The sequence below is a fragment of the Paenibacillus psychroresistens genome (assembly GCF_009728935.1).
Taxonomy (GTDB): Bacteria; Bacillota; Bacilli; order Paenibacillales; family NBRC-103111; genus Paenibacillus_AC; species Paenibacillus_AC psychroresistens.
Genome location: NZ_CP034235.1, coordinates 3,004,306 through 3,024,939, shown reverse-complemented (window position 1 = coordinate 3,024,939; position 20,634 = coordinate 3,004,306). Strand labels below are relative to the sequence as shown.

The window sequence follows — 20,634 nt, the reverse complement described above, 5'->3', positions numbered from 1 at the left end:
CCCTAAACCGGTGTCGTTTCTTTTTGTAGTATTTCTTTCAATAGTTCCAATGCACTCTCTTCCTCTGGATCATTAGTTCCTAGCTCACCACGGAAGGCTTTGGAGAGGACTGATTCTCTTAAAATGTTCATTTCTTTTTCCAAATCTACATTATGATTCACTTTTTTGAATTTTTGTACTGTTACATCAACAATTCGAACTATCTCATTTTGCTCATCAAGAGAAGGTAATGGAATTGGAAGTCTTCGAATTATTGACAAATTTAATATTTCCATTGTACCACCATGTGAACTATTGCTTAATAAAGCTTGAGCTATAGTTGATTGAAAATATATAGCTATATAGTAAGGATTAATAAATTCATTAAATGACAATTTAACCAATCGGGGATTTATTATACCTTTTTCAAAATTTTCAGGTACGACTAATATTTTACCTATTGTACCTACTAAACTAATTAATATATCGCCTTTCGATATTTCAAATGACTTAAGTTCAAGAAATTTTTCCTTAGTGATAAAATAATCTCCATAAGTAATATCTGATTTAATTACTTGCTCTTGACCATAAATTTTGTATTCTCCATTTTGTACATGGAACTCCTTTTTAAGAGCAGAACCAAATGGGCCTGCTTTTATTGCATTTTTTTTATTAGCAGCAATTTCATCAATCGAAACAACGGCCCATCCTTCAGGTAACTTATCAAATAAATCAGATTTAATTAATTCATTTTTCTTAAACCCACCTTTATTTTTAACAACTCCAGAATATTGAATTGTTTCAGCTATAAAAGGATTTTTATTTTTTTTCGAATTTTCATTTCTCCATTGAACTGATATTTCACCTAACGATGCACTTGTATATAATTCATTCATTGTAGAATTTTTTTTTTCGTTTACTTCATCAATAAATTGTCTAGCCTGATCAATTTTCCCAATAAGAAATTCCACACGTTCTACAATCCGAATTTGTTCTAGTAGAGGAGGAAGGGGAAAAGGATAGTCTAGTAAAAAACCTTTTGGCACTCTCTGTTGACCCACAGCCCCAGACATAACACCTTTTGCCTGTTTCCTAAATCTCCCTGATCGTATAAGAAGAAAAACAAAATTTTTATTTACTATTCGTTTACTTCTAATAACATGAAACTCTGTAGAACCAAAACCAAAACCGTTTAATAATTTTTTCGCAATTGCTGCTTTACCATTTTCCATACAAGGAGTTATTTTAGCAAAAAGAATATCATCTTCATTAAATGCAGTGTAACCTTTTTTAATTTCTACATACTTACGTACATCATGAACAACTATTTCGCCCTTTAATTCATCAACTGAAGCCATTGGAACAAAGCTTGTTTCAGTGGAATCAATGATATCACTTGGTATATTCCTTGAAGGATTAATTTCAACAATAGTACCAAGTTTAACCCAGAACCAGTTATTAGGAATGTCATACGGCTGGTCAGCATCAGCCACCATTGTCTTTTCTAGTGATGCATTAATATTCATTCCTATTCTCAAACTTGTCCCCCCTTAGCTACATTAAGTTCACGGACAACTTCATTTAATAAAGAAATTGCTTGCTCTAACTTTACAATCGATTCTTCTGCTGATTCGATTGGATCCGGTAAATCTTCATATGAATTTAAAGAATCATCAGCAATCAACCCGAGATCAAGGTTGTCACTCATAGCTTTAATCTGTTCACGAGTAAATACGTTCCAACGCTCGTCTTGAACATTCAAACGATCTTTTGCTTTATAAGCGGTAACAAAACCATCAAAATGCCCCTCGTTTAGCATGCTTCGTTTTCCGAAGCTATCCATATTGGTCCGTAAATCATATATCCAAACATCTTTAGTATTGTTTGAAAGCTCTTTGCCTAAATCAAAAAACAATACATTTGTCTTTACACCTGCAGCGTAAAAAATCCCTGTAGGAAGTCTTAAAATTGTATGAAGATTGCACTTATCCATTAAGTCTGTTCGAATACGTTGACCATCTCCATCTTGAAACAAAACATTATCTGGCAAAACTACTGCTGCTCGCGCTTTACCTGACTTTGGACTTAATGCTCTGTAAATATGTTGCAAAAAGTTTAGTTGTTTATTAGATGTTGTAAATAAAAGGTCATCACGTGTAGGACGTTCTCCACCTTTTTTCGTTCCAAATGGTGGATTTGTTAAAATAACGTCCACGTTACTCATTTGTTGTCCAATACTCGACAGAGAATCACCAAGAAGAATCTGACTTTTTAATCCGTGCAGCATTGTGTTCATTAAAGCTAACCGATGCGTTTCTGGTACGAGTTCGCACCCTGAAAAAGCTTCCTCTAGTTGAAAATCAACAACACGTGGTTCTAAACCGAAATAGCTATTATTATTTTCTTTTACATGTTGCGCTGCAGCAATCATAAAACCGAATGTTCCGGCAGCAGGGTCATTGCACTTCTCCCCTAGTTGAGGATCCAAGAGTTTGACCATGACATTAATCAATGGACGCGGAGTAAAGTATTGGCCGGCGCCAGATTTTTTCTCGTTTGCATTTTTCTCAAGAAGACCCTCATACAAATCTCCAAGACCTTCATGCCGTGCACTATACCAATCCAAAGCGTCAATTGACTTAATAATCTTTTCAAGATTAGCAGGCGTCGTGATATTAGTAGAGGCATTTGCATAAATCGACCCAACTAATCCTGTTCCTTTATTTCCAAGGTCATTTAATAATGTCCGGTAATGTGAATATAATTCCATCCCAATTTTTGAGGTTAAGCTCTTCCATCTATATTCTTCTGGAACCTGTCCATCTGTTTCAGTTTCGTCTAACATCTTCAAAAATAGTACATAGGTTAACTCGGTAACATACTGATGATATGTAATCCCATCATCCCGGAGTACATTACATAGATTCCATAGTTTCGATACAATTTCATTCGTATTCATAAATTAAGCATTCTTCCTCTCGTATAGCGATTCATTGATGTTATCTAATATTGGTTGAAGCATGCCTTTAAATATTTTATCCAATCCTTTACTTCCATTAATATCAGAGCGAAATGGTTCTATATCAAAAGCCCTTTGAGCGTTCGGGTCTAATACCCTTTCTGCAATGAGTTGAAGTTCAATCCGTCCAAGCCAGTTTCGTTGCACTGGAGACCAGTTCTCCATTTCATAAACTTTCCCCATTGCGCTTTTAACTCGTTCTTCGTGTGATAACAAAGCATCGCCTAAAACACGTTGCCGAATGAACCCGATAATGCTTGCTGTAATATCTTTTTTCGTTGTCTCTTTCCAGGCAGTTTGTAAATACTTCTCACTAAATTGATGTAAATCAAAAATCGTTCTAAGCTCTTTATAGTCAGCCCTTGTCATGTCTTTAGGACTTGTACAAACTAATATTAATGCCGGAATCAAGTTCATATTATCATCAATAAATTTACCGAATTCATCCAAGAAATCTCCTGGTTTCTTTCCGCTGCCATATCCTCTTTCATGCCTCAGAAATTCATCTTCATGGGTAGAGATGAATTGAACATTACCCCGGTATTTATTTTCATCTAAGAAGGCTACCAAATGTTTATTTTGCTGTAGGCTCTGATTCACTTCTCCAGGAGCAGCATTCTTCATCCAATTTAAATATTCTTCCACACTTTGGTCACCAGTTAAAGAGGAAAAGTTTTCTTTTCCCTTTTCATCAAGACGTTGCTTTTTTCTTTGAAGCTTCGCAATAATCATATCTATAATCTCTTTTTGCTTTTGTTCATCCTCAAATTGATTTAATCCACTCACCAATTCTTCAAAACTGATTTTTGGATTTACTACAACTGGCTTCATATTCGTAATTGGTTCAAGGGCTTCGAACATGCCTACCGCATCAAAGATATTAAAATGAGTCTTGCCCACTTCCGGACAAAGACGCGTAGCCCGCCCAACCATCTGCTCATAAAGGATGCGGGATTTCACCCTGCGCAGAAATACTAAATTACATATCTCAGGTACATCTATACCCGTTGTAAGAAGGTCAACTGTAACTGCAATATTAGGTAAGCGGTCATTTTTAAATAGTTTAATCGTCGATAATGGTTCCTTAATTGAGCCGGTAATCTTCATAATTGCTTTTTCGTCTATTTGACCAAGCAGACCTTCATACTCTTTACGCAGCAAATCAACTATCAAATCAGCATGATCATCTGTAGCAGCAAAGATTAATGTTTTTTGCCTGGAAGTTGGATCGATGTATTGTGCTATTTCTGCTAAAACCGTTTTATTGAAATTTTCAGTCAAAACCAATTTATTAAACTGTTCAATTTCAATAGATACTTCATCAGGTAAATCGTCGATATTTTCAACTTCACCAGTGGCAGGGTTAAAGACATCAATTTTACTTCCCTTTTCCCATGTAATCCCGTTTTCTTTTAACTTGGTAGTCAATTGATGTGGGGGTTCAAAATCGATTAACCATCCATCTATAACTGCTTCACGATAAGAATAGTTAAAGACTGGACTCCCGAACAACTCCTTTGTATGTAAAGCTGGAGTGGCCGTTAAACCAATCTTTACTGCATCAAAATACTGGAGTGCGTTCATATACTTGCTAATATAATCGGCCTGGTCTCTGAATTCATATTCTGTATCCGTCATAACTCGATCCAAAGTATACCCTCTATGAGCTTCATCGACAACTATACAATCATACTTATCTACTGTCAGTCCTAAATCCTCATTTTCTATCCTAGCGACTATACTTTGAATGGTTGCTATATGGACTTTTGATTCCGGATTTGGCTTCTTATCATCCAGCTCCTGAAGCTCAAAAATGTTTGTAAAGGTCTGTTGATTGGTAAGTCTGGACTCTTTAAATGAATCGGCAGCTTGGATGCCCAGTGCTTTTCTATCAACTAGAAACAAGATTCGCTTAAACCGTTTGGAGTTTATCAATCGATAAATTAAGCCAATCGACATGCGTGTTTTTCCGGTACCTGTCGCCATTGCTATCAGAATGCTTTTCTGTCCATTGGTAATAGCTTCTTCAACTCGTTTAATAGCCTCCAATTGGAAATCACGGAGCTTTAAGTATTCCTTTAAATAATCTTTGTTTTCTGCTTTTAGATGCTCCGTTGCTGCGTCAATATCTTGGACTAGTAGTTCCATAAGCCCTTCTGGACTATACCATGATTGGAGAGCTTTGGGTAGGTTTGTTGTCTTCCTCAAATCCTGGAACCAAATACCAGACTTCATTTCATGCTGCTTGATATATGGCCTTCCATTCGTTGCAAATACAAAGGGGATTGAATAATCACCCCACTGTCCTACTAATTCTTCATTTGCCTTTGGAGTAATTAATCGGCCATACTCTTTTGCTTGTTCTAAATCTGAATATACATCTTTTTTCTTACGTTTTGCCTCGATAAACCCAATAAATTTCAAACCAACAAATAAAGCATAATCAGCAGAGTAATTTTTCTGTAAAGGCCATTCGGATATCGCCATGTTTTTCCCTTTTACCGGGCGCGATCCTTTTGAGTATTTAATGGCTACAGAATCTACTATCCAGCCAGCCTTCATTAATTGGTCATCAATTAGTTTGCGCGTCTCTGCTTCATTAAGAGAAATAGAAGCTGCAGCTTTACGAGATTGCGTTCTCCGGGCTTTCAACACTTCATCCGGAGTATGAACTGCACTAAGTGCAGCAAGCTCTGCTTCGAGCTGAGAAAGCTTACTTTCATAGGAATGTGTTAAACTGTCCAATTCAGCTTTTAGTACTTCAGAAGATTTTGTTTCCTGCGGTATTGTAAACTCCTTCGGTTCAAAGTCCCAATCTCCATAAGTCTGCATAAACCAGACTCCTAATTGAAAAGACAATGATAGAAGTGTTTCGGCTTCTTGTTTTGAATCAAATGCATCATGTGTCGCTTTGTTTCCTTTTTTTCGTAAAGTATCAAGTATTTCAAATATCTCTCTTGAAATTAAATCTTGGCTCTTGAGGTATCTTATTTTATTATCCTGCGAAGCATTAAATGGTTCAGCTAATTGTTCAAAAGCATATAAGAATTGAGTCATTTTCTCGCCAAATAACCGAAGCTTTATCATTGTAGTGTTGGGATCATGATGTAGATTCTTCTCTGCTGTTTCCCCTATGGTAGCCAGGATAGGCCATTTCGTAAAAAGAAATTCAAAGTTACTTTGACCCATCATTAGCCTCCGTAAAATGCTTATTGTTTAAATACTGATTCTCTATGATGAGTTAAATATTTCTTGTGACCTTCTAGTAGATCTATTACTTTATCTACTTGTACATTGAGAAACATTATGCTTTGATCATCAAGAAATTTAGAAACCATGATTCTTCCATCATCGTTAAAACTAATATAGCCTCTATCAAACAGTGTATTATGAGCTGGGCAGAGTAAAAAACCATTATATTCGTCTAATCTTTCATGATTATTAGAATCTTTCCAAGGCTTTGTATGACTTGCAGTAAGAAAATCTATGTTGTTAATGGGACAAAGTTTACAATTACATCCGAACTTTAATAGTTTAGTTTTAAAAATACCTTGTCCGATTCTAGTTTTCACAATTCGTTCTTTTTCAGTGGTATCTAAATCAGGAGGCAGTTCATTTTCAATTTGTTGTATTATATCCACTTCATCTGGTCGCGAATGACCTATTAGGCCTAATAAGAAATCAGCAAATTGCTCTGAGATTTCGTACAAATACCCTTGGTTGCCTCCACCATTTATATTGAAAGGTGCATGAATTTGAGCCTGCAATTTGCTAATATCATCTTTATAATCAATATACCTAATTGGATTATTAACTCTAATATAATCCGCCTTTACATACCAACCATGATTTCTCCACGATTCATTTCTATCAAAGTTTATTGGCTTTTCTTGCTCCTTATTATCTTCAGTAGCAGTAATTAAATCCAATAACAGACCACCAACACTATTAAATATTAAATCCCCTTTAAGAACTTTTGTCATCGAAGTCCAGTAGTGAAAAGTTTGGCTTTGTTCATTTTTAGTAGGAGCCCATAGATAACCACCTGAACGAGCGTCTGTGTAGCTTTGCCCTTGGAACACAATAAAGTAATTCATAGATGTATCCCTCATATTCTTTATGTAATTATGTAATTTTATTTGAAATTACCTTCATAAATGAATTCGACAAAAAGTCCCAGTTCCCTTGTTAATTCAGGGGAATTTTAGGAATCGAAATTAAATATGGAAATAATGTGACAATTATCGATAAGTTGGTGGTATAATTTTCCTATGTAATTTAGACCATTGCAATTATGAGAGGAATACATATATGAAACTGCGTCTTGAATATTTTTCTTACCGATTTGCTGAGCAAATAATAAATAGTAAATTTACATTGAAGCAAGAAATAGACCAGATTCTTTTGCATTCTAATATTGATATTCCTACTCTTACACGGCCTAATTTTAATAAAGTTTTATTGAATAATTTCTTAGAAAAAGGTTGGAAGAGCCAGCCTTCTGTATTCGATGAACCTGATTCTCCAGCAGCAAAGATGGATTTTCTGAAAGAACGAATTGGGATTGAAGTGGGATTCGGACACGCATCTTTCATGGGCATTGACCTACTTAAATTTCAAGTTGCATCCTATTCCGCATTAAATAAGATCGACTTAGGTGTATACATAGTCACGACAAAAAACTTTCAAAAGAAAATGACGACCCAGCATAATCAAAACTGGGAAGGTTCATTGAATTTTGAAAAGGTTGTTAAATATCTGCCCCATTTTAAAAGCGCTATACAGGTGCCTGTTTATGTAATTGGAATTGATTTGTAATATAAATCCACTGTTTGATATAGGAGATTCTTATGGAAATATTATTGTATTTAAAGGCACTTTTTAAAAATAATTCTTTTTTACTCCAAATTATTGCTATCATACCTACAAGCATATTTATCATTAAAAAAGTTTCAATTATATTGAATCGATCAAAATTCGATGTATTATTTTTAACTAAAGATCAGAAAATGTGGAATAGAGGTATGCAATTAACTATCTATTTGCTATTTTTCAACATTTTCGTTGCCTGCTGGGGGTTCTTTTCAGCTCAATCAATTAAAATATCAAACTCTCAACACTTTGTTTACAATTCCGTTCTTATTATTCTTCTAGTATTCCTAATTACTTATTTATCAATAGGGCTAATAATGATTTTACATCCAATATATGATTTGGTTTTCAAAAAAATCAAGAAGAAAGAACCTAATATATATTTAAAATCTTTGACATATATAAACATGTATTCAGCATATTTTTCATTCTTATTTTTAGATTTTGTATTATTCAAACCTCCAACTCCATTAAATACGTCTAATATTATCTCTCTGATACCACAAATAATAATCCCTACTCTTTTTTCTGGTTTCTATTTCTTCACTTTACGTGGAATTTTCAATTCGTTTTATCTAAGCTCAAAAAAAGCTACTTCATTTATAATTAATCTCCCAGCACCCATTGATAAAAAGTTATATGTGCTACACGCAATAGAGAAGAATCTTATTGTTTTAGGCGACGAGTCAAGTGAGTTACTTTCAAATAAACTTTACATCTATGATAGGGATAAAAAAGAGCTGCAAGAATTTATTAAAGAATCTCAAAAATCAAATGAAGAAACAGAGATTACAAAGCCTAAGAACACCTTAGAAAGTAAATATTTTAACATAGATATATATTAATACAGGGTACTAAAAAACGACAATCATGTAGTTGTCGTTTTTTTGTAAGCCTATCCTATTAATATCTGAACGGTTGGAATGTCAGCTGGTGCCCATTCAAGTAGAAGCAATTCATTTTTCTTTTGATATACCAGACTTTCATGTTCCGTTACTTGTGGAATTCCGCTAATAACCTTTGCAAAGTATGAAATAAGCCTAACCTTGATTGCTGGATATTCATGAACTGTCTCCGTAATCTTTTCCCCTACTTCTATAACGCACCTAAGCTCTTCTTTTACTTCCCGTATTAGCGCTGTATGTGGATCCTCACCCTGCTCTATTTTACCGCCCGGAAATTCCCATAGCCCAGGTAAAGACATTGTTACAGAGCGCAGCGCACATAACACTTCGTTCTGTTCATTTAGGATTACTGCAGCAACCACATCAATTTGTTTCATGTTGTATCCCCTTTATTACATTTCCGGTACAATTCCATATGCCTCGCACAAATTAGAAAATGTGATCTCTAATCCTAATCTCTCCAGCTTATCGCGACGTTCATAAAATAATTTTCTTAACATATCTAGCCTATCACTATCTATCCCATGATGAATAAGACGATGACAGTTCGGACATAACGAAACGATATTTCCAGATTTGTCTAACATTTTTTTAAAGTTTCTCTGAAGCCCCATAGGAATAAGGTGATGAGCTTCCATATATGATTTACGGGTTATCTTAGAAATAAAAGAATGATGAGAATTATCAAAAGCACATTGATACTTAGCTTTAAATAAAGACTGTGCTGCTTTCTTTGCATCTCTCGGCCATCTTTCTGCCCCTCCCGTATCAATTAAAGGTTCTCGTCTATCCTCTGAATTTTCCTCCTTTTCTAAACTTTGTTCAACTGTTTTGATTTCTTCTGCAATGGTCTCTTGCACTGTCTCTTGGAAATCAGATTCTTGTTCACTATCTTCTAAAAACTGCTTATCCTCCTTAAAAAGTAGAAAGTCATTAAACTGTTCGACTGTTCTGTTACTAATCAAATATTGGATCTCATCGTATACGAGCAAGAGTTGCTTTAAATCTTGAATTAAGATTTCTGAACTCGGTAAACTATCTGCTGCATAATATTTACCGCAGATATGCCCGTTTTCATAACCAATACCTAAATCTCCACGTGCTTTCAAATCAATTGTTTCAGTCGAAAGCTCATTTGGTATGTTATGAAGTATTTCTTCTCTCAGCATATTTACTACTTTTTGTATTTTCTCTCTCCCTAATTTGATTCCGTATTTATCTTTATAATAAGTCCAGCCTTGATTCAAACTAATATAAAACCCACTCATATCAGCTTTGAACAAAAAGACAATATAATACCCTTTTTGCGCACTTAAAGTGACGTTCTTTAAGAAAACAGAAATCCAAGGAACCTCTGCCCATTGACCCTGTCCTATAGAACCTGTTAGTTTATACGTATTTGGACTCAACAACGCTTCTTCTTTAAGCGTTCTAGTTATTCTATTACGTATGAAATCCCCAATTACATGATCTTTAAAAGTTTCTTTACTTGCTCTGTTATAGTTGCTTAAAACAAATTCAAATTCTTCCCGGATTTTGCTATTGTTTTGTAAAGCTTCTTTCAGCTCAATCTCTTGTGCAAGTTTAAGTCCTAGCAGCTCATCGATAGAAACTTTATAATAAGCTGCAATTTTAATTAAAATATCACTATCTACTGAACGGCCTTCACTCTCAACTCGCGACAGGGTTGAATAACTAATCCCTATAGCCTGGGATACCTCCATCTGTGTTTTTCCGTGTTGTAATCGCAAAGCTTTCAGTTTATCACTTAGAAAAAAGTCAGCCACTTTAATCACCCTCACTTAAAATTGTCATTTAATAATTTTTATATTAACATGCAATTTGCATATTAGCAAATAAAAAATGAACGTTTTTTAATGAATGGAAATGAAATAATGACAATGTATTGATTGTTAAACATTTAATACTAGAACATTTGTTCGACATTTGCTATACTTGGGTTACTCATTTTTAGGGGGTCACACATGCAGCTTAATTTATATAAACCAACTGACCTAGAACAATGGATCACTCTGCAATATCAACAAAATGGAATTCACTACGCCTCAGACTTGGACATCGAAAAAATCGCCTCCATTTTCAACACCACTGTAATGACTTCTAAAGGACCATCGCACGTTCAATGGGATGACGAATTCTGCGTCATATTTATCAACGGTTACCACCGGGAAGAAACGAAACGAGAAATGTTTTTTCATGAGCTCTGCCACCCTATTCGGCATGAAGGTAATCAAAATAAAATGCCTACCTCATTTATTGAACTACAAGAAATCCAGGCTTCTATATTTCAGCTTTACGCTGCAATGCCTGCGTACATGTTAGAAGAATTTAAGAACATCCAAGGACCGGTACATACAAAAGTGCTAGCCGAAGAATTTCGCCTTTCCGAGCAGTTTATTATTCGTCGGTTGGAGCAAATAAATCAACGTATCCTCAGGGAGCAGCAAGATGAGTTATACCGAGCCAGCCGTCGACGTACTAGTAAACCTCCTGAATACACCGAAGAAACCAAACGAATTCTCAACCAGCTTTATAGACAAATCAAACATAAGTTACAATTGGAGGCTTAATATTGAAAGTATATTATGATGAATTTGAGGGCGGGTTATCGCCCGTCTGGATGATTGTGCCCATTAATCTAATAGAATGGCAATTAGAGCGTTTCTACATCTCGCTAAGTACTCCATTTGAACAGTTTACAACAAATGATTTTGATTCTAACCAGTTATACCTCACCGTACAAATTGAGGACCTTATTCGAAATTGGAATGAGCAAGATAGCGTAGGTATATCTTTGTCTTCTATTCGCAGTCGTTTTGAAAGCCAGAAATCAAATAATGATATTGATGTAGAATTCATCTGTACTGATATTGAACAGTTGGTAATCCGAATGTCCGATATTGAAGAAGTGCTGCAGATGAATATTCGAAGTTATTATAAGTGGGAGGAATCTAGCAATGAGAGGGCATGTCTTTCAACGAGGTAAGACTTGGAGCTATATAATTGATATACCTTATGAACCTTTAACCGGTAAGCGACGTCAAAAAAAGAAAGGTGGCTTCAGATTAGAAGGAGAAGCTGAAGCTGCTTGTGCCGCTGAGATAACTAGAATTAATTCAGGATTATTTATTGAAGATTCTAATATGACTGTGACCACCTATTTAAATATGTATCTCGAAATCCATGCAAAACCAAACTTCAAACCTACTTCATATGACACAGAAAAAACGGTTATTGAAGCTCGAATTATTCCTGAGATAGGTAGTACAAAATTACAAAAACTCACTCCATTAATCATTAAAAAATTCTATGCAAAACTAAGACTAAAATACTCTTCAGACTATGTGAGGAATATACACGGCATACTGAGAAGGGCATTGAGATTAGCTTATACAGATTATGACTTACTACTCACAAATATTATGGACAAAGTAAAGACTCCAAAAGTAGAGAAAAAAGAAATGAAGTTCTGGACATTTGAAGAATGGAATAAATTTATTGAATCCTCTGAAGGTCATGTGCATTTTATTGTCTTTTCATTGGGGGTTTATACAGGTATGCGTCGGGGAGAAATCTTGGGATTACGATGGAAAGATATTGATTTAGTTAAAGGAACACTCACGATTAATCAAACTCTTAATTGGATCCGAACGGGAGTAATCATTCAACCCTCAGCTAAAACCGATAACTCAAACCGGCCCGTTGTGCTGGATCGATATTTAATCGATGACCTTAAAGCAAGAAAAAAACAAGTGGATAACTTAAAACTAAAGTATGGTAAGGAATATGAAAATCATGATTTAGTTTGCTGCTATGAGTATGGAGGTAGAATAATTCCAAAGCGAATAACTGAAGCATTCAATGTACTAACACGAAAAGCTCAACTAGATAAAATACGCTTTCATGATTTGCGTCATACATATGCATCTTTTCTTCTTAGTATCGATATAAATCCTAAAGTTGCCGCAGAACGTATGGGCATGAGCCCCCAAATGTTCAACCATAGGTATTCTCATCTTCTTCCGAATATGCAACAGGATGCAGTTAATCGGATTGAAGATCGTATCGAAGAAGCTCGGAAAAAGCGCGCTGAACCTGTGGATAAATAGTTTTCGTTACCAAAGCGTTACCAAATATTATTTTTAAGATGTTTTTTAGTGGTTTATATGAATCTAGTATAACCCCTAAAAATAAAAAAAGCCTTATAGAATAAGGGTTTTTCTTTGGTGGGCCTTGAGGGACTCGAACCCCCGACCAATCGGTTATGAGCCGACCGCTCTAACCAACTGAGCTAAAGGCCCAAATATAAAATTTGGTTGCGGGGGCAGGATTTGAACCTGCGGCCTTCGGGTTATGAGCCCGACGAGCTACCGAGCTGCTCCACCCCGCGCCAGTATTCTAGAGTCACTTGTTAACAGCGACAAGAAGTAATATACACCATCGCTGCAAGCAAAGTCAAGTTTATATTAGAAAATATATCTAACACCAAAGCGGCCTTTTTTCGAACGGAAAACTTCTACGGTTTGCGGACACTCATAGCCATAAATCCACCAGTCTTCTTCTATTCGCTTCGCTAAAGTGCCCGCTTGGTTTTTGCTATCATGCAGCTTCACCCAATACACCCAAGACATCTGATCCCATCCTTTCTAATTGTTGTCCCTTATGTCTTATATAGGATAACCCATTAGCGGTAAAATCTATCCGTTTTTACTTAAGCAATATGTTGAAGCTTTTCTTCTGCATAGACCAAACGTTTGTAAGCCGTATCCCCTACCATCAATTGCTCATGGCTGCCCATCTCAATCACCTTCCCACGATCGATCACATAAATCTGATCCGCATTGATGATCGTAGATAACCGGTGGGCAATAATAATTGTCGTACGCCCCACTCTGAGCTCGTCTAATCCCCTCTGCACCAAACGCTCTGTCTCCAGATCTAGCGCCGATGTAGCTTCATCCAATATTAGAATTTCTGGATTAGCAAGAAAAGCACGCGCCAGCGACAAGCGTTGTCTTTGACCACCGGATAAAGTAATCCCGCGCTCCCCAATAATCGTTTCATAACCATCAGGCAGCTGCTGAATCACGTCGTGGATTTGGGCAACTCGGCACATGGCTTCAAGCTGCTCGTCGGATATGGACTCTCTGCCCAGTGTAAGATTCGTGCGGATCGTATCCGGTATCAAATAGGGATCCTGAAAAACAATATCGACTTTTTTCGTCCAATCTTCTCGTTTATAGTCCGATAAGGGTTGTCCATTCACGAGAATTTGGCCACTTTTCGGCTCAAAAAACCGAATCAACAGCTGGCTGATTGTCGACTTACCGCCTCCACTTGCCCCTACGAAAGCTATTTTCCCGCCCATGGGCAAATCCAGACTCATGTCATCGAGAATTAACGGAGTACCCGATCTGTAAGCAAAGGAAAGTCCTTCAAAAGCAAGTGTCTCCACAGGCTCTGATAACCGTTTATCCCCATCTTTAATTGATTCACCTTCAAGCACCTCGCTAAGACGGTCTAAATAGGCTAAATGACTGGAAGCATTCATAATATATTGAAAAAAAGTATTCAGCGAATCCATCAAGGTTGTTGAATATTGATACACGACGACGAACAAACCCAACGTCATATTGCCCTTCATCAGCTCGTATCCGCCAAAGCCCAATACGAATAAAGTGACTCCCCATTTGATTGGATTGCTGCTTAACAGCTGCTTGTTAACGATGCTGCCTTCCTTCATTACTTTTTCATAAAAGCTTGCGAATAATCCATCATAAATCCCTTTTTCCCAGCGAGTTCTGTTGTAGGAGATCACTTCTCGCGTAGATGAGACACCTTCTTCAATGTGAATGAGCAGCTTTGTTTTATTATCTTGGACTTCTTTAGAGACCTTTCTTAAACGCGGAGAAAAGTATTTACCGATCAGAATGAATCCCGTGGTCAATACTAAAATAACCAGCAGCATCTTTACATTAATATTTCCGATTACAATCATTAGAATCACAGCCATCAATGCCTGCTGCAGCATTCTTGGCAATTCAGTCCCCACTAGCCTTGAAGCTTGAGCAGCATCATTGGTAAAATAATGCACGTACTTAGCCGTACGTTCATTCTGCAAGCGGCCGATCGGAAATTTATATAAGCGCTGCATCAGCTTGCCGCACAAGCGAGTATACAGCGTGAATTCATTCTTATGAAAGGTGTAAGGAGCCCAGGTAAAGATCATCGCGTAGAAAAGGAAGACCAGTGCAAAAGCGGCAATAATCCGCGTTAACTCATTATAATGTCCATTAATAAAAACATCGTCGATAATAAATTTCTGTAAACCAGCCATAGCCAGAAACAAAACGGATTCCGCGACAAGCAGCACAAAAGCCAATACATAACTCCAACGATCCTCTTTAATTAAGGCGAAAATCCATTTTTTATGCTTCAAGACACTTCCTCCTCTTCCCCTGCTAGCTCTAAGCCTTCCGACAGGCGATAAAACAATCCCTGCATCGCCATTAAGGCATCATAAGTCCCCGCTTCGGCAATACACCCTTGATCCATCACAATGATACGGTCGGCCTTCCTAATCGTCGACAATCGATGTGCCACGGTTATCGTCGTTCTGTTCTTAAGTAAGTGATCTAAAGCGAGCTGGACTTTGCGTTCACTTTGATTATCCAATGCCGAGGTTGCCTCATCCAATAAAACAATCGCTGGATTTTTGAGGAATAAACGCGCAAGTGAAATGCGTTGCTTTTGGCCTCCAGACAGCTTAACCCCGCGCTCTCCAACAATCGTTTCATACCCTTCAGGAAGCTGCAGAATAAACTCGTGGGCATACGCTGCTTCAGCGGCTGCATATAGCTGCTCATCACTGGCATCGGGGCGACCAAAGCGTATATTATCGCGGACTGTCGTACCGAACAGATACGTTTCTTGGAACACATATCCCATGGCATCATGGATTTGCTCCAAAGCTAGCTGGTTCAGTGGTACTCCGTCTAGTTTTATTTCACCTGAAAGCGGGTCATAGAAACGTGCAGCCAGCTTGAGAATGGTTGATTTTCCATTACCGCTTGTGCCTACAAGTGCTATTTTCTCACCTGCTCGAATATCTAGTGTAAATCCACGAATGACGTCTGGTCGAGATGGATACCCAAAATGAACCTCGTTAAATTCAATTCGTCCGCGAATCTCTGCTAGGACTGGCTGCGGAACCTCTTGAACATCAGGCTTTTGATGCATAAAATGATAGAGAATCTCCCCTTGAAACATCAACAATCTCTGCTCGGTTAAATTAGTGATGACTACTGTCATTTTAAAAATCGCAAAGAAATAGAGAATTGTAAACGCAACAAAACCACCTACGCTCAGTTGATCATGTTTAATTAGATAAGCCCCATACAAGAAAACCGCAATAGCGCCTGAATAGGTACATAATCTTCTTACTGTTCCTCGCAAATAGGCATAGAGAATAACTCGGAGATTATTTTTCACGAGAAGATTTAATCTCTCTAGAACGCGCTGTAGATCCCATGATTCACGACCATAGGCCCGAAACTCTGGCAAGGCCGAAATACTCTCATAAATTTGTTTATTGAATTGAACTCGATTATCTGCAGTCATCTTGCCTACCTTAGCCGCTTTTTTCTCATAGTAAGGCCCAACCAAATAATAGAGTAGAAAGCACGGAATCAACAGTAAAGTTAGCTTAACATCAATCGTGAATAGAATACTGACAGCTACCACAGCAAAAATCGCATCCTGAATGATCCCAGGTAAATATTGACGATAGATTTCTTGAATGGCAGCCACTTCTGTATTGAGAAAAGATAGGGTTTCGCCTACAGGATGCCGCTCATAATAGGAGAACCCGAGCTTGCGCAGCTTTTGAAACACAGCAACCTGCAAATCACGTGCTGCTTTTTCGCGAATCACACGTTGTAAAGTATTCTGAGCCATTGCGGCAACAAACATGACCACACATAACCCAGCAATAGCTAGCAATAAATAGCCAAACGCAGTGTAGTCTTTGGCAGGATAGATAACGTCGATGAAGTGCTGAATCATTTTCGGAATAAGAATTTCACTGCCAGAGACGAACAAGCCACTGAGAACTAGCAAAGCAACAGTTCCTAAGTAGGGCTTTAGAAAAGCTAGAATCCAAAAGTATATTTGACGTAATTTAAGCTCGTCCTTTATAGGTTTTTCACTATGTACTTGATGTTGCGTAAGATTTACAGATATGACAAACTCCCCCTACTCGACCATGAGCAAAAAGCGACCCAATGGGTCGCCAATGCCTAAACCTATCTTATTTATTAAATAGTAAAGAATCAAAATAGTGCTCAATCGCCTGCTCATAATTCCCTTCAGCTTCTGCTGCTAACCCATCATTAACCATTTGCTGATCCAGCTCTGGAGCAAGCTTCATTGCTTTCTTAATGTTCAATAGTGCCGCGGGTGCGTCCATTTTGTGCAGATAAAACCAGCCTAACTGTTGGTAAACTTTAGCCATTCTCGTACTTCCCGCATCCATACTTTGCAGCTTATGAAGGATTTCTATGGCACGATCAATGCCATCTTGTACGAAGCCTTGACCAAACCGACATTGTGCGATGAATAAAGATATATCTTCCTTAGTGAAATCCAATTCTTTAGTAAGCTCAACCGGATACATATTCCTTGCCTGCCAGAGAAAGTCCTCAGCTACATCGTATTTCATTTGATCCATGCGAATATGTGCAAGCTCTAATAAAGCTCGTAATCTAGATAGCTCTTGTTCCTTCTGTTCGGAGACCGGCTCCTGGAGAATACTTTCTAATAATAGCTCAGCTTCTTTAATTTTATCCGACTCGGACAACGCAATCGCTAGAATGACACGTGCACTCCACTGATGTTTCGCCAAATCAATTAAAAAAGCTAGTTCTTGGTCCAACCAAGGCCGTAATGCTGTCAAAAGATCCTGAAGCTTATCTTCAGCGCTTAATTCCATACGATTTGTATCGCTCCCTTACCCATGATATAGCACATTATAACCGTTTCACGGTGAGGAATCCAGATTAACCCTTCCATTTATAAAAACGCGAACCGATTATGAAAGTGACAATCCCCCAAGCAGCCAGTACGCCTAAATTCAGCCAAAATGCAGGATGCATAATTCCCAAACCATATACCATTCCATCTCGAATCCCATTAGCAAAATAAGTCAGCGGCAGAAAATCAGAAATCGGTTTAATATAGGAAGGCAATGAGGCGCTGTCAAAAAAGATCCCACTCAGAAACATCATCACAAAGCTGATTAAATTAGCAAGGCCAAAATAACTATCCGGTGTTTTAGTCAATGAAGATACCATAAAGCCAATAGCTGAAAAGGCTGTCGTTCCAACAATAAAAATTAATAAAAAAGAAATGATATTTATATCAATTGATGCGTCATAGAAGAAAATGCCTACTAACGTTAAAAGTACGGCTTGAATCGCTGAGAGGATAAACCGGACCATCATATTGCTTAAGCCAAACAGCTTCATATTAACGGGACTTAGCATCAAGCGTTTAAGCAATCCATTGCGGCGCATTTCAACCATCACGATCATCCCAAATAAGCCCGCTTGTGAGATGGATAAGGCAATTAGTCCAGTCAATAAAAAGTCGACATATTTAAGCTTAGCATTACCTGAGGAGATAAATTCGGACTGGATGCTGTAATGTGGTTTAACTGCAGCTTCCTCTTGAATGCTTTGTTCCAAAGCACCCTTTACAATGTTGTTCATCACTGGAGTGAGGGCAGAATTTTGCTTTTCTTTATGAATGATCAGTTCAATTGGTTTTGCCATATCTCCCGAAGGAAGCACAATCGCTGCATCAATATCCTTGCTTTTCACTAAGTCCTCCGCCTGCTGTCTGCTTACGGGCTCCTTATTTTCCCACTCCAGTGCAGGCATTTGCTGCAAGGTAGTCAGGAGCTGCGTGGCATCTTGATTTTGCTGCTCTGCGGATACTACGACTATTTTAGCTGAGAAATTAGCTTCCTTCGCATCGGAACCACCAAAGATCATTAAGAAAATAACAAGCAGCAGCACAGGATAGAAAACAGACCAAAACCAGACCTGCTTCTCACGGAAAGTGGACTTGAAGTGCGCTTCAAATAGCTTTTTAAATTGACGCATCGCTTAATCCCTCCATTCTTTGCCGGTAAAAGCAATGAAGACATCTTCTAAGCTCATATCCTGTAACCGTATTTGCTCAACCTCTAGATGATTCTCCGTTGTAAACTTAAATACTTCATAGAGCGTTTCCTCTGGGCGAAAAGTAGAGAAGGTTAGCTTATTCTGATCCATACGAATTTTAGTGGTTGCCGGATGAGTTTCAATTGCACTTTTCAAAGCACGAATTTCTTCAATCCCTGAGCTTAAAGTAAGCTGAACCTCTCTTTCCTGCGAAAGCTGCTCAATTAGTTTTTTTGGCGTATTAATTGCAACCACCTTGCCTTGATCTACTATGCAGACTCGGTCGCTTAGTTTATCCGCTTCCTCCATGTAATGAGTAGTCAGAATTGTGGTTTTGCCCATTTCCTTCAGCTTCAGCACGATGTCCCACAGGTTGCGTCTGGCTTGTGGGTCCAGTCCTGTGGTTGGTTCATCCAGAAATAGCAGCTCAGGATCATTTACAAGCGCCAAGCCAACAGCCAGTCGTTGCTTCTGTCCGCCTGACAAGGAGCTTACCCGTTTCTTGCGATGCTCGGTTAAGTTAATCAGCTCCATGATTTCGTTAATCGATCTCGACTTCTTATAGAAGCTGGCAAACACATCGAGATTTTCATAGACGTTTAGATTGTCGAACAAGGCGCTTGATTGAGGCTGCACGCCAATCAGCTGCTTCATTTCTGCACTATGCTGAGACCAATTCATTCCGCTAATGCGAATTTCACCTTGATCCGGCTTTTGCAGTCCCTCAATCATCTCCAAGGTCGTCGTTTTCCCCGCACCATTAGGGCCAATAATCGTAAAAACCTCGCCTTTTTCCACAGAGAAGCTAATCTCTTCAACCGCAACAATGGACCCAAACGTTTTTCTCAAGCCCGATACTTCCAAAAGCGCCATCTTAATTGCCTCCTTATGTATGGTTAATGACTTCATTTTAACGGAATTTAGGCGTTCACAAAACAGTCCAAGGATGGCTTTACAACTCCGTCTTAAGGCGGAATATTTCTCTAAGATTCGGTTTATTTGACTCACCAATTTCATTGTGATAAATTTAATTGTGGGCAATTAATTTATAGATAAGGATGGATAAAAATGAGCATTTATGATTTTAAAGCGAATACGATTCGGGGAACTGAGGCATCTTTAGCAGATTATGAGGGCAAGGTTATACTAATTGTTAATACTGCAAGTAAATGCGGGTTCACTCCACAATATACGGAGCTTCAAAAATTATATGAACAATTTAAAGATCAAGGCTTGGTCGTACTAGGCTTTCCTAGCAATCAATTTGGCGGGCAAGAGCCAGGCACCAACGATGAAGTAGACAGCTTTTGTCAGATCAATTATGGTGTAACCTTCCCGCTTTTCGAGAAAATCGAAGTCAAAGATGAGCATAAGCATCCATTATTTGCTTATCTAACAGAAGAAGCTCCTTTCAAGGGATTTGATCAGGAAAGCCCTAGAGGAAAAATGATGCACGACATGTTCACTGGAAAAATGCCCGAGCAGCTGGAAACAGATGAAATTAAATGGAACTTTACTAAGTTCTTGATCGATCGTAAAGGACATGTAGTTCAACGTTTCGAGTCCCCTATTGAACCACAGGATATCGCTCCTGCAATCGAAGCTGTGTTATAAA

Annotated in this window: 18 protein-coding genes and 2 tRNA genes; 6 read left to right on the top strand and 14 right to left on the bottom strand. The window is 37.9% G+C overall.

The window, feature by feature from the left end; translation table 11 throughout:
- Nucleotides 1-2 precede the first annotated feature (2 nt).
- From EHS13_RS13575 to EHS13_RS13560, 4 genes are read right to left on the bottom strand one after another with little or no spacing between them, the layout of a single operon-like run.
- Nucleotides 3-1,517, bottom strand: a complete 1,515-nt coding sequence (locus EHS13_RS13575) for a restriction endonuclease subunit S (RefSeq protein WP_155700856.1) — start codon at nt 1,515-1,517, stop codon at nt 3-5.
- A complete protein-coding gene (locus EHS13_RS13570; protein WP_155700855.1) occupies nt 1,514-2,938 on the bottom strand; it encodes a class I SAM-dependent DNA methyltransferase in 1,425 nt (474 codons plus the stop codon). Before EHS13_RS13570 ends, EHS13_RS13575 begins: the two co-directional genes overlap by 4 nt.
- Nucleotides 2,939-2,941: 3 nt before the next feature.
- Nucleotides 2,942-6,190 (bottom strand): type I restriction-modification system endonuclease, encoded by a 3,249-nt coding sequence (hsdR, locus tag EHS13_RS13565; protein ID WP_227013929.1) that lies wholly within the window; start codon nt 6,188-6,190, stop codon nt 2,942-2,944.
- A 17-nt stretch (nt 6,191-6,207) separates the two neighbouring features.
- Nucleotides 6,208-7,095, bottom strand: coding sequence for an HNH endonuclease (locus EHS13_RS13560; RefSeq protein WP_162463100.1), 888 nt, complete (start codon nt 7,093-7,095; stop codon nt 6,208-6,210).
- Between the two features lie 214 nt (nt 7,096-7,309).
- Between EHS13_RS13560 and EHS13_RS13555 the strand changes: the two genes are divergently transcribed.
- Both EHS13_RS13555 and EHS13_RS13550 read left to right on the top strand, forming a co-directional pair.
- The gene (locus EHS13_RS13555; protein ID WP_155700853.1) at nt 7,310-7,816 is read left to right on the top strand and encodes a BglII/BstYI family type II restriction endonuclease; all 507 of its coding nucleotides are present in this window, start codon (nt 7,310-7,312) and stop codon (nt 7,814-7,816) included.
- A gap of 32 nt (nt 7,817-7,848) precedes the next feature.
- Nucleotides 7,849-8,715, top strand: coding sequence for a hypothetical protein (locus EHS13_RS13550; RefSeq protein ID WP_155700852.1), 867 nt, complete (start codon nt 7,849-7,851; stop codon nt 8,713-8,715).
- A gap of 50 nt (nt 8,716-8,765) precedes the next feature.
- On the opposite strand, the gene EHS13_RS13545 is transcribed toward EHS13_RS13550, so the two are convergent.
- Both EHS13_RS13545 and EHS13_RS13540 read right to left on the bottom strand, forming a co-directional pair.
- Nucleotides 8,766-9,152 (bottom strand): (deoxy)nucleoside triphosphate pyrophosphohydrolase, encoded by a 387-nt coding sequence (locus EHS13_RS13545; protein ID WP_155700851.1) that lies wholly within the window; start codon nt 9,150-9,152, stop codon nt 8,766-8,768.
- 15 nt (nt 9,153-9,167) lie between these two features.
- Nucleotides 9,168-10,562, bottom strand: coding sequence for an MrcB family domain-containing protein (locus EHS13_RS13540; RefSeq protein WP_162463099.1), 1,395 nt, complete (start codon nt 10,560-10,562; stop codon nt 9,168-9,170).
- A gap of 198 nt (nt 10,563-10,760) precedes the next feature.
- Here EHS13_RS13540 and EHS13_RS13535 point away from each other — a divergent pair, with 198 nt between their 5' ends.
- The 3 genes from EHS13_RS13535 to EHS13_RS13525 are packed head-to-tail and all read left to right on the top strand — an operon-like array spanning nt 10,761 to nt 12,905.
- Nucleotides 10,761-11,366, top strand: coding sequence for an ImmA/IrrE family metallo-endopeptidase (locus tag EHS13_RS13535; protein ID WP_155700849.1), 606 nt, complete (start codon nt 10,761-10,763; stop codon nt 11,364-11,366).
- 2 nt (nt 11,367-11,368) lie between these two features.
- Nucleotides 11,369-11,782: a hypothetical protein gene (locus EHS13_RS13530; protein ID WP_155700848.1), complete on the top strand. Its 414-nt coding sequence runs from the start codon at nt 11,369-11,371 to the stop codon at nt 11,780-11,782.
- Nucleotides 11,754-12,905, top strand: coding sequence for a site-specific integrase (locus EHS13_RS13525; protein WP_155700847.1), 1,152 nt, complete (start codon nt 11,754-11,756; stop codon nt 12,903-12,905). Before EHS13_RS13530 ends, EHS13_RS13525 begins: the two co-directional genes overlap by 29 nt.
- A 115-nt stretch (nt 12,906-13,020) precedes the next feature.
- On the opposite strand, the gene EHS13_RS13520 is transcribed toward EHS13_RS13525, so the two are convergent.
- From EHS13_RS13520 to EHS13_RS13490, 8 genes are all read right to left on the bottom strand, one after another.
- A tRNA-Ile gene (locus EHS13_RS13520) sits at nt 13,021-13,097 on the bottom strand.
- A 12-nt stretch (nt 13,098-13,109) separates the two neighbouring features.
- Nucleotides 13,110-13,186, bottom strand: a tRNA-Met gene (locus EHS13_RS13515).
- 76 nt (nt 13,187-13,262) lie between these two features.
- The gene (locus EHS13_RS36395; protein ID WP_193571499.1) at nt 13,263-13,427 is read right to left on the bottom strand and encodes a hypothetical protein; all 165 of its coding nucleotides are present in this window, start codon (nt 13,425-13,427) and stop codon (nt 13,263-13,265) included.
- Between the two features lie 80 nt (nt 13,428-13,507).
- Nucleotides 13,508-15,235 (bottom strand): ABC transporter ATP-binding protein, encoded by a 1,728-nt coding sequence (locus tag EHS13_RS13510; RefSeq protein ID WP_155700846.1) that lies wholly within the window; start codon nt 15,233-15,235, stop codon nt 13,508-13,510.
- Entirely contained in the window at nt 15,232-16,914 is a 1,683-nt protein-coding gene (locus EHS13_RS13505; RefSeq protein ID WP_155700845.1) for an ABC transporter ATP-binding protein, read from the bottom strand. Before EHS13_RS13505 ends, EHS13_RS13510 begins: the two co-directional genes overlap by 4 nt.
- A gap of 190 nt (nt 16,915-17,104) precedes the next feature.
- A complete protein-coding gene (locus EHS13_RS13500) occupies nt 17,105-17,785 on the bottom strand; it encodes a tetratricopeptide repeat protein (protein ID WP_155700844.1) in 681 nt (226 codons plus the stop codon).
- A gap of 67 nt (nt 17,786-17,852) precedes the next feature.
- A complete protein-coding gene (locus EHS13_RS13495) occupies nt 17,853-18,959 on the bottom strand; it encodes an ABC transporter permease (RefSeq protein WP_155700843.1) in 1,107 nt (368 codons plus the stop codon).
- A 3-nt stretch (nt 18,960-18,962) separates the two neighbouring features.
- Nucleotides 18,963-19,892, bottom strand: coding sequence for an ABC transporter ATP-binding protein (locus tag EHS13_RS13490; RefSeq protein ID WP_155700842.1), 930 nt, complete (start codon nt 19,890-19,892; stop codon nt 18,963-18,965).
- Between the two features lie 195 nt (nt 19,893-20,087).
- On the opposite strand from EHS13_RS13490, the gene EHS13_RS13485 reads away from it, so the two are divergent.
- Entirely contained in the window at nt 20,088-20,633 is a 546-nt protein-coding gene (locus tag EHS13_RS13485) for a glutathione peroxidase (RefSeq protein ID WP_155700841.1), read from the top strand.
- The last annotated feature ends 1 nt before the right edge of the window (nt 20,634 follow it).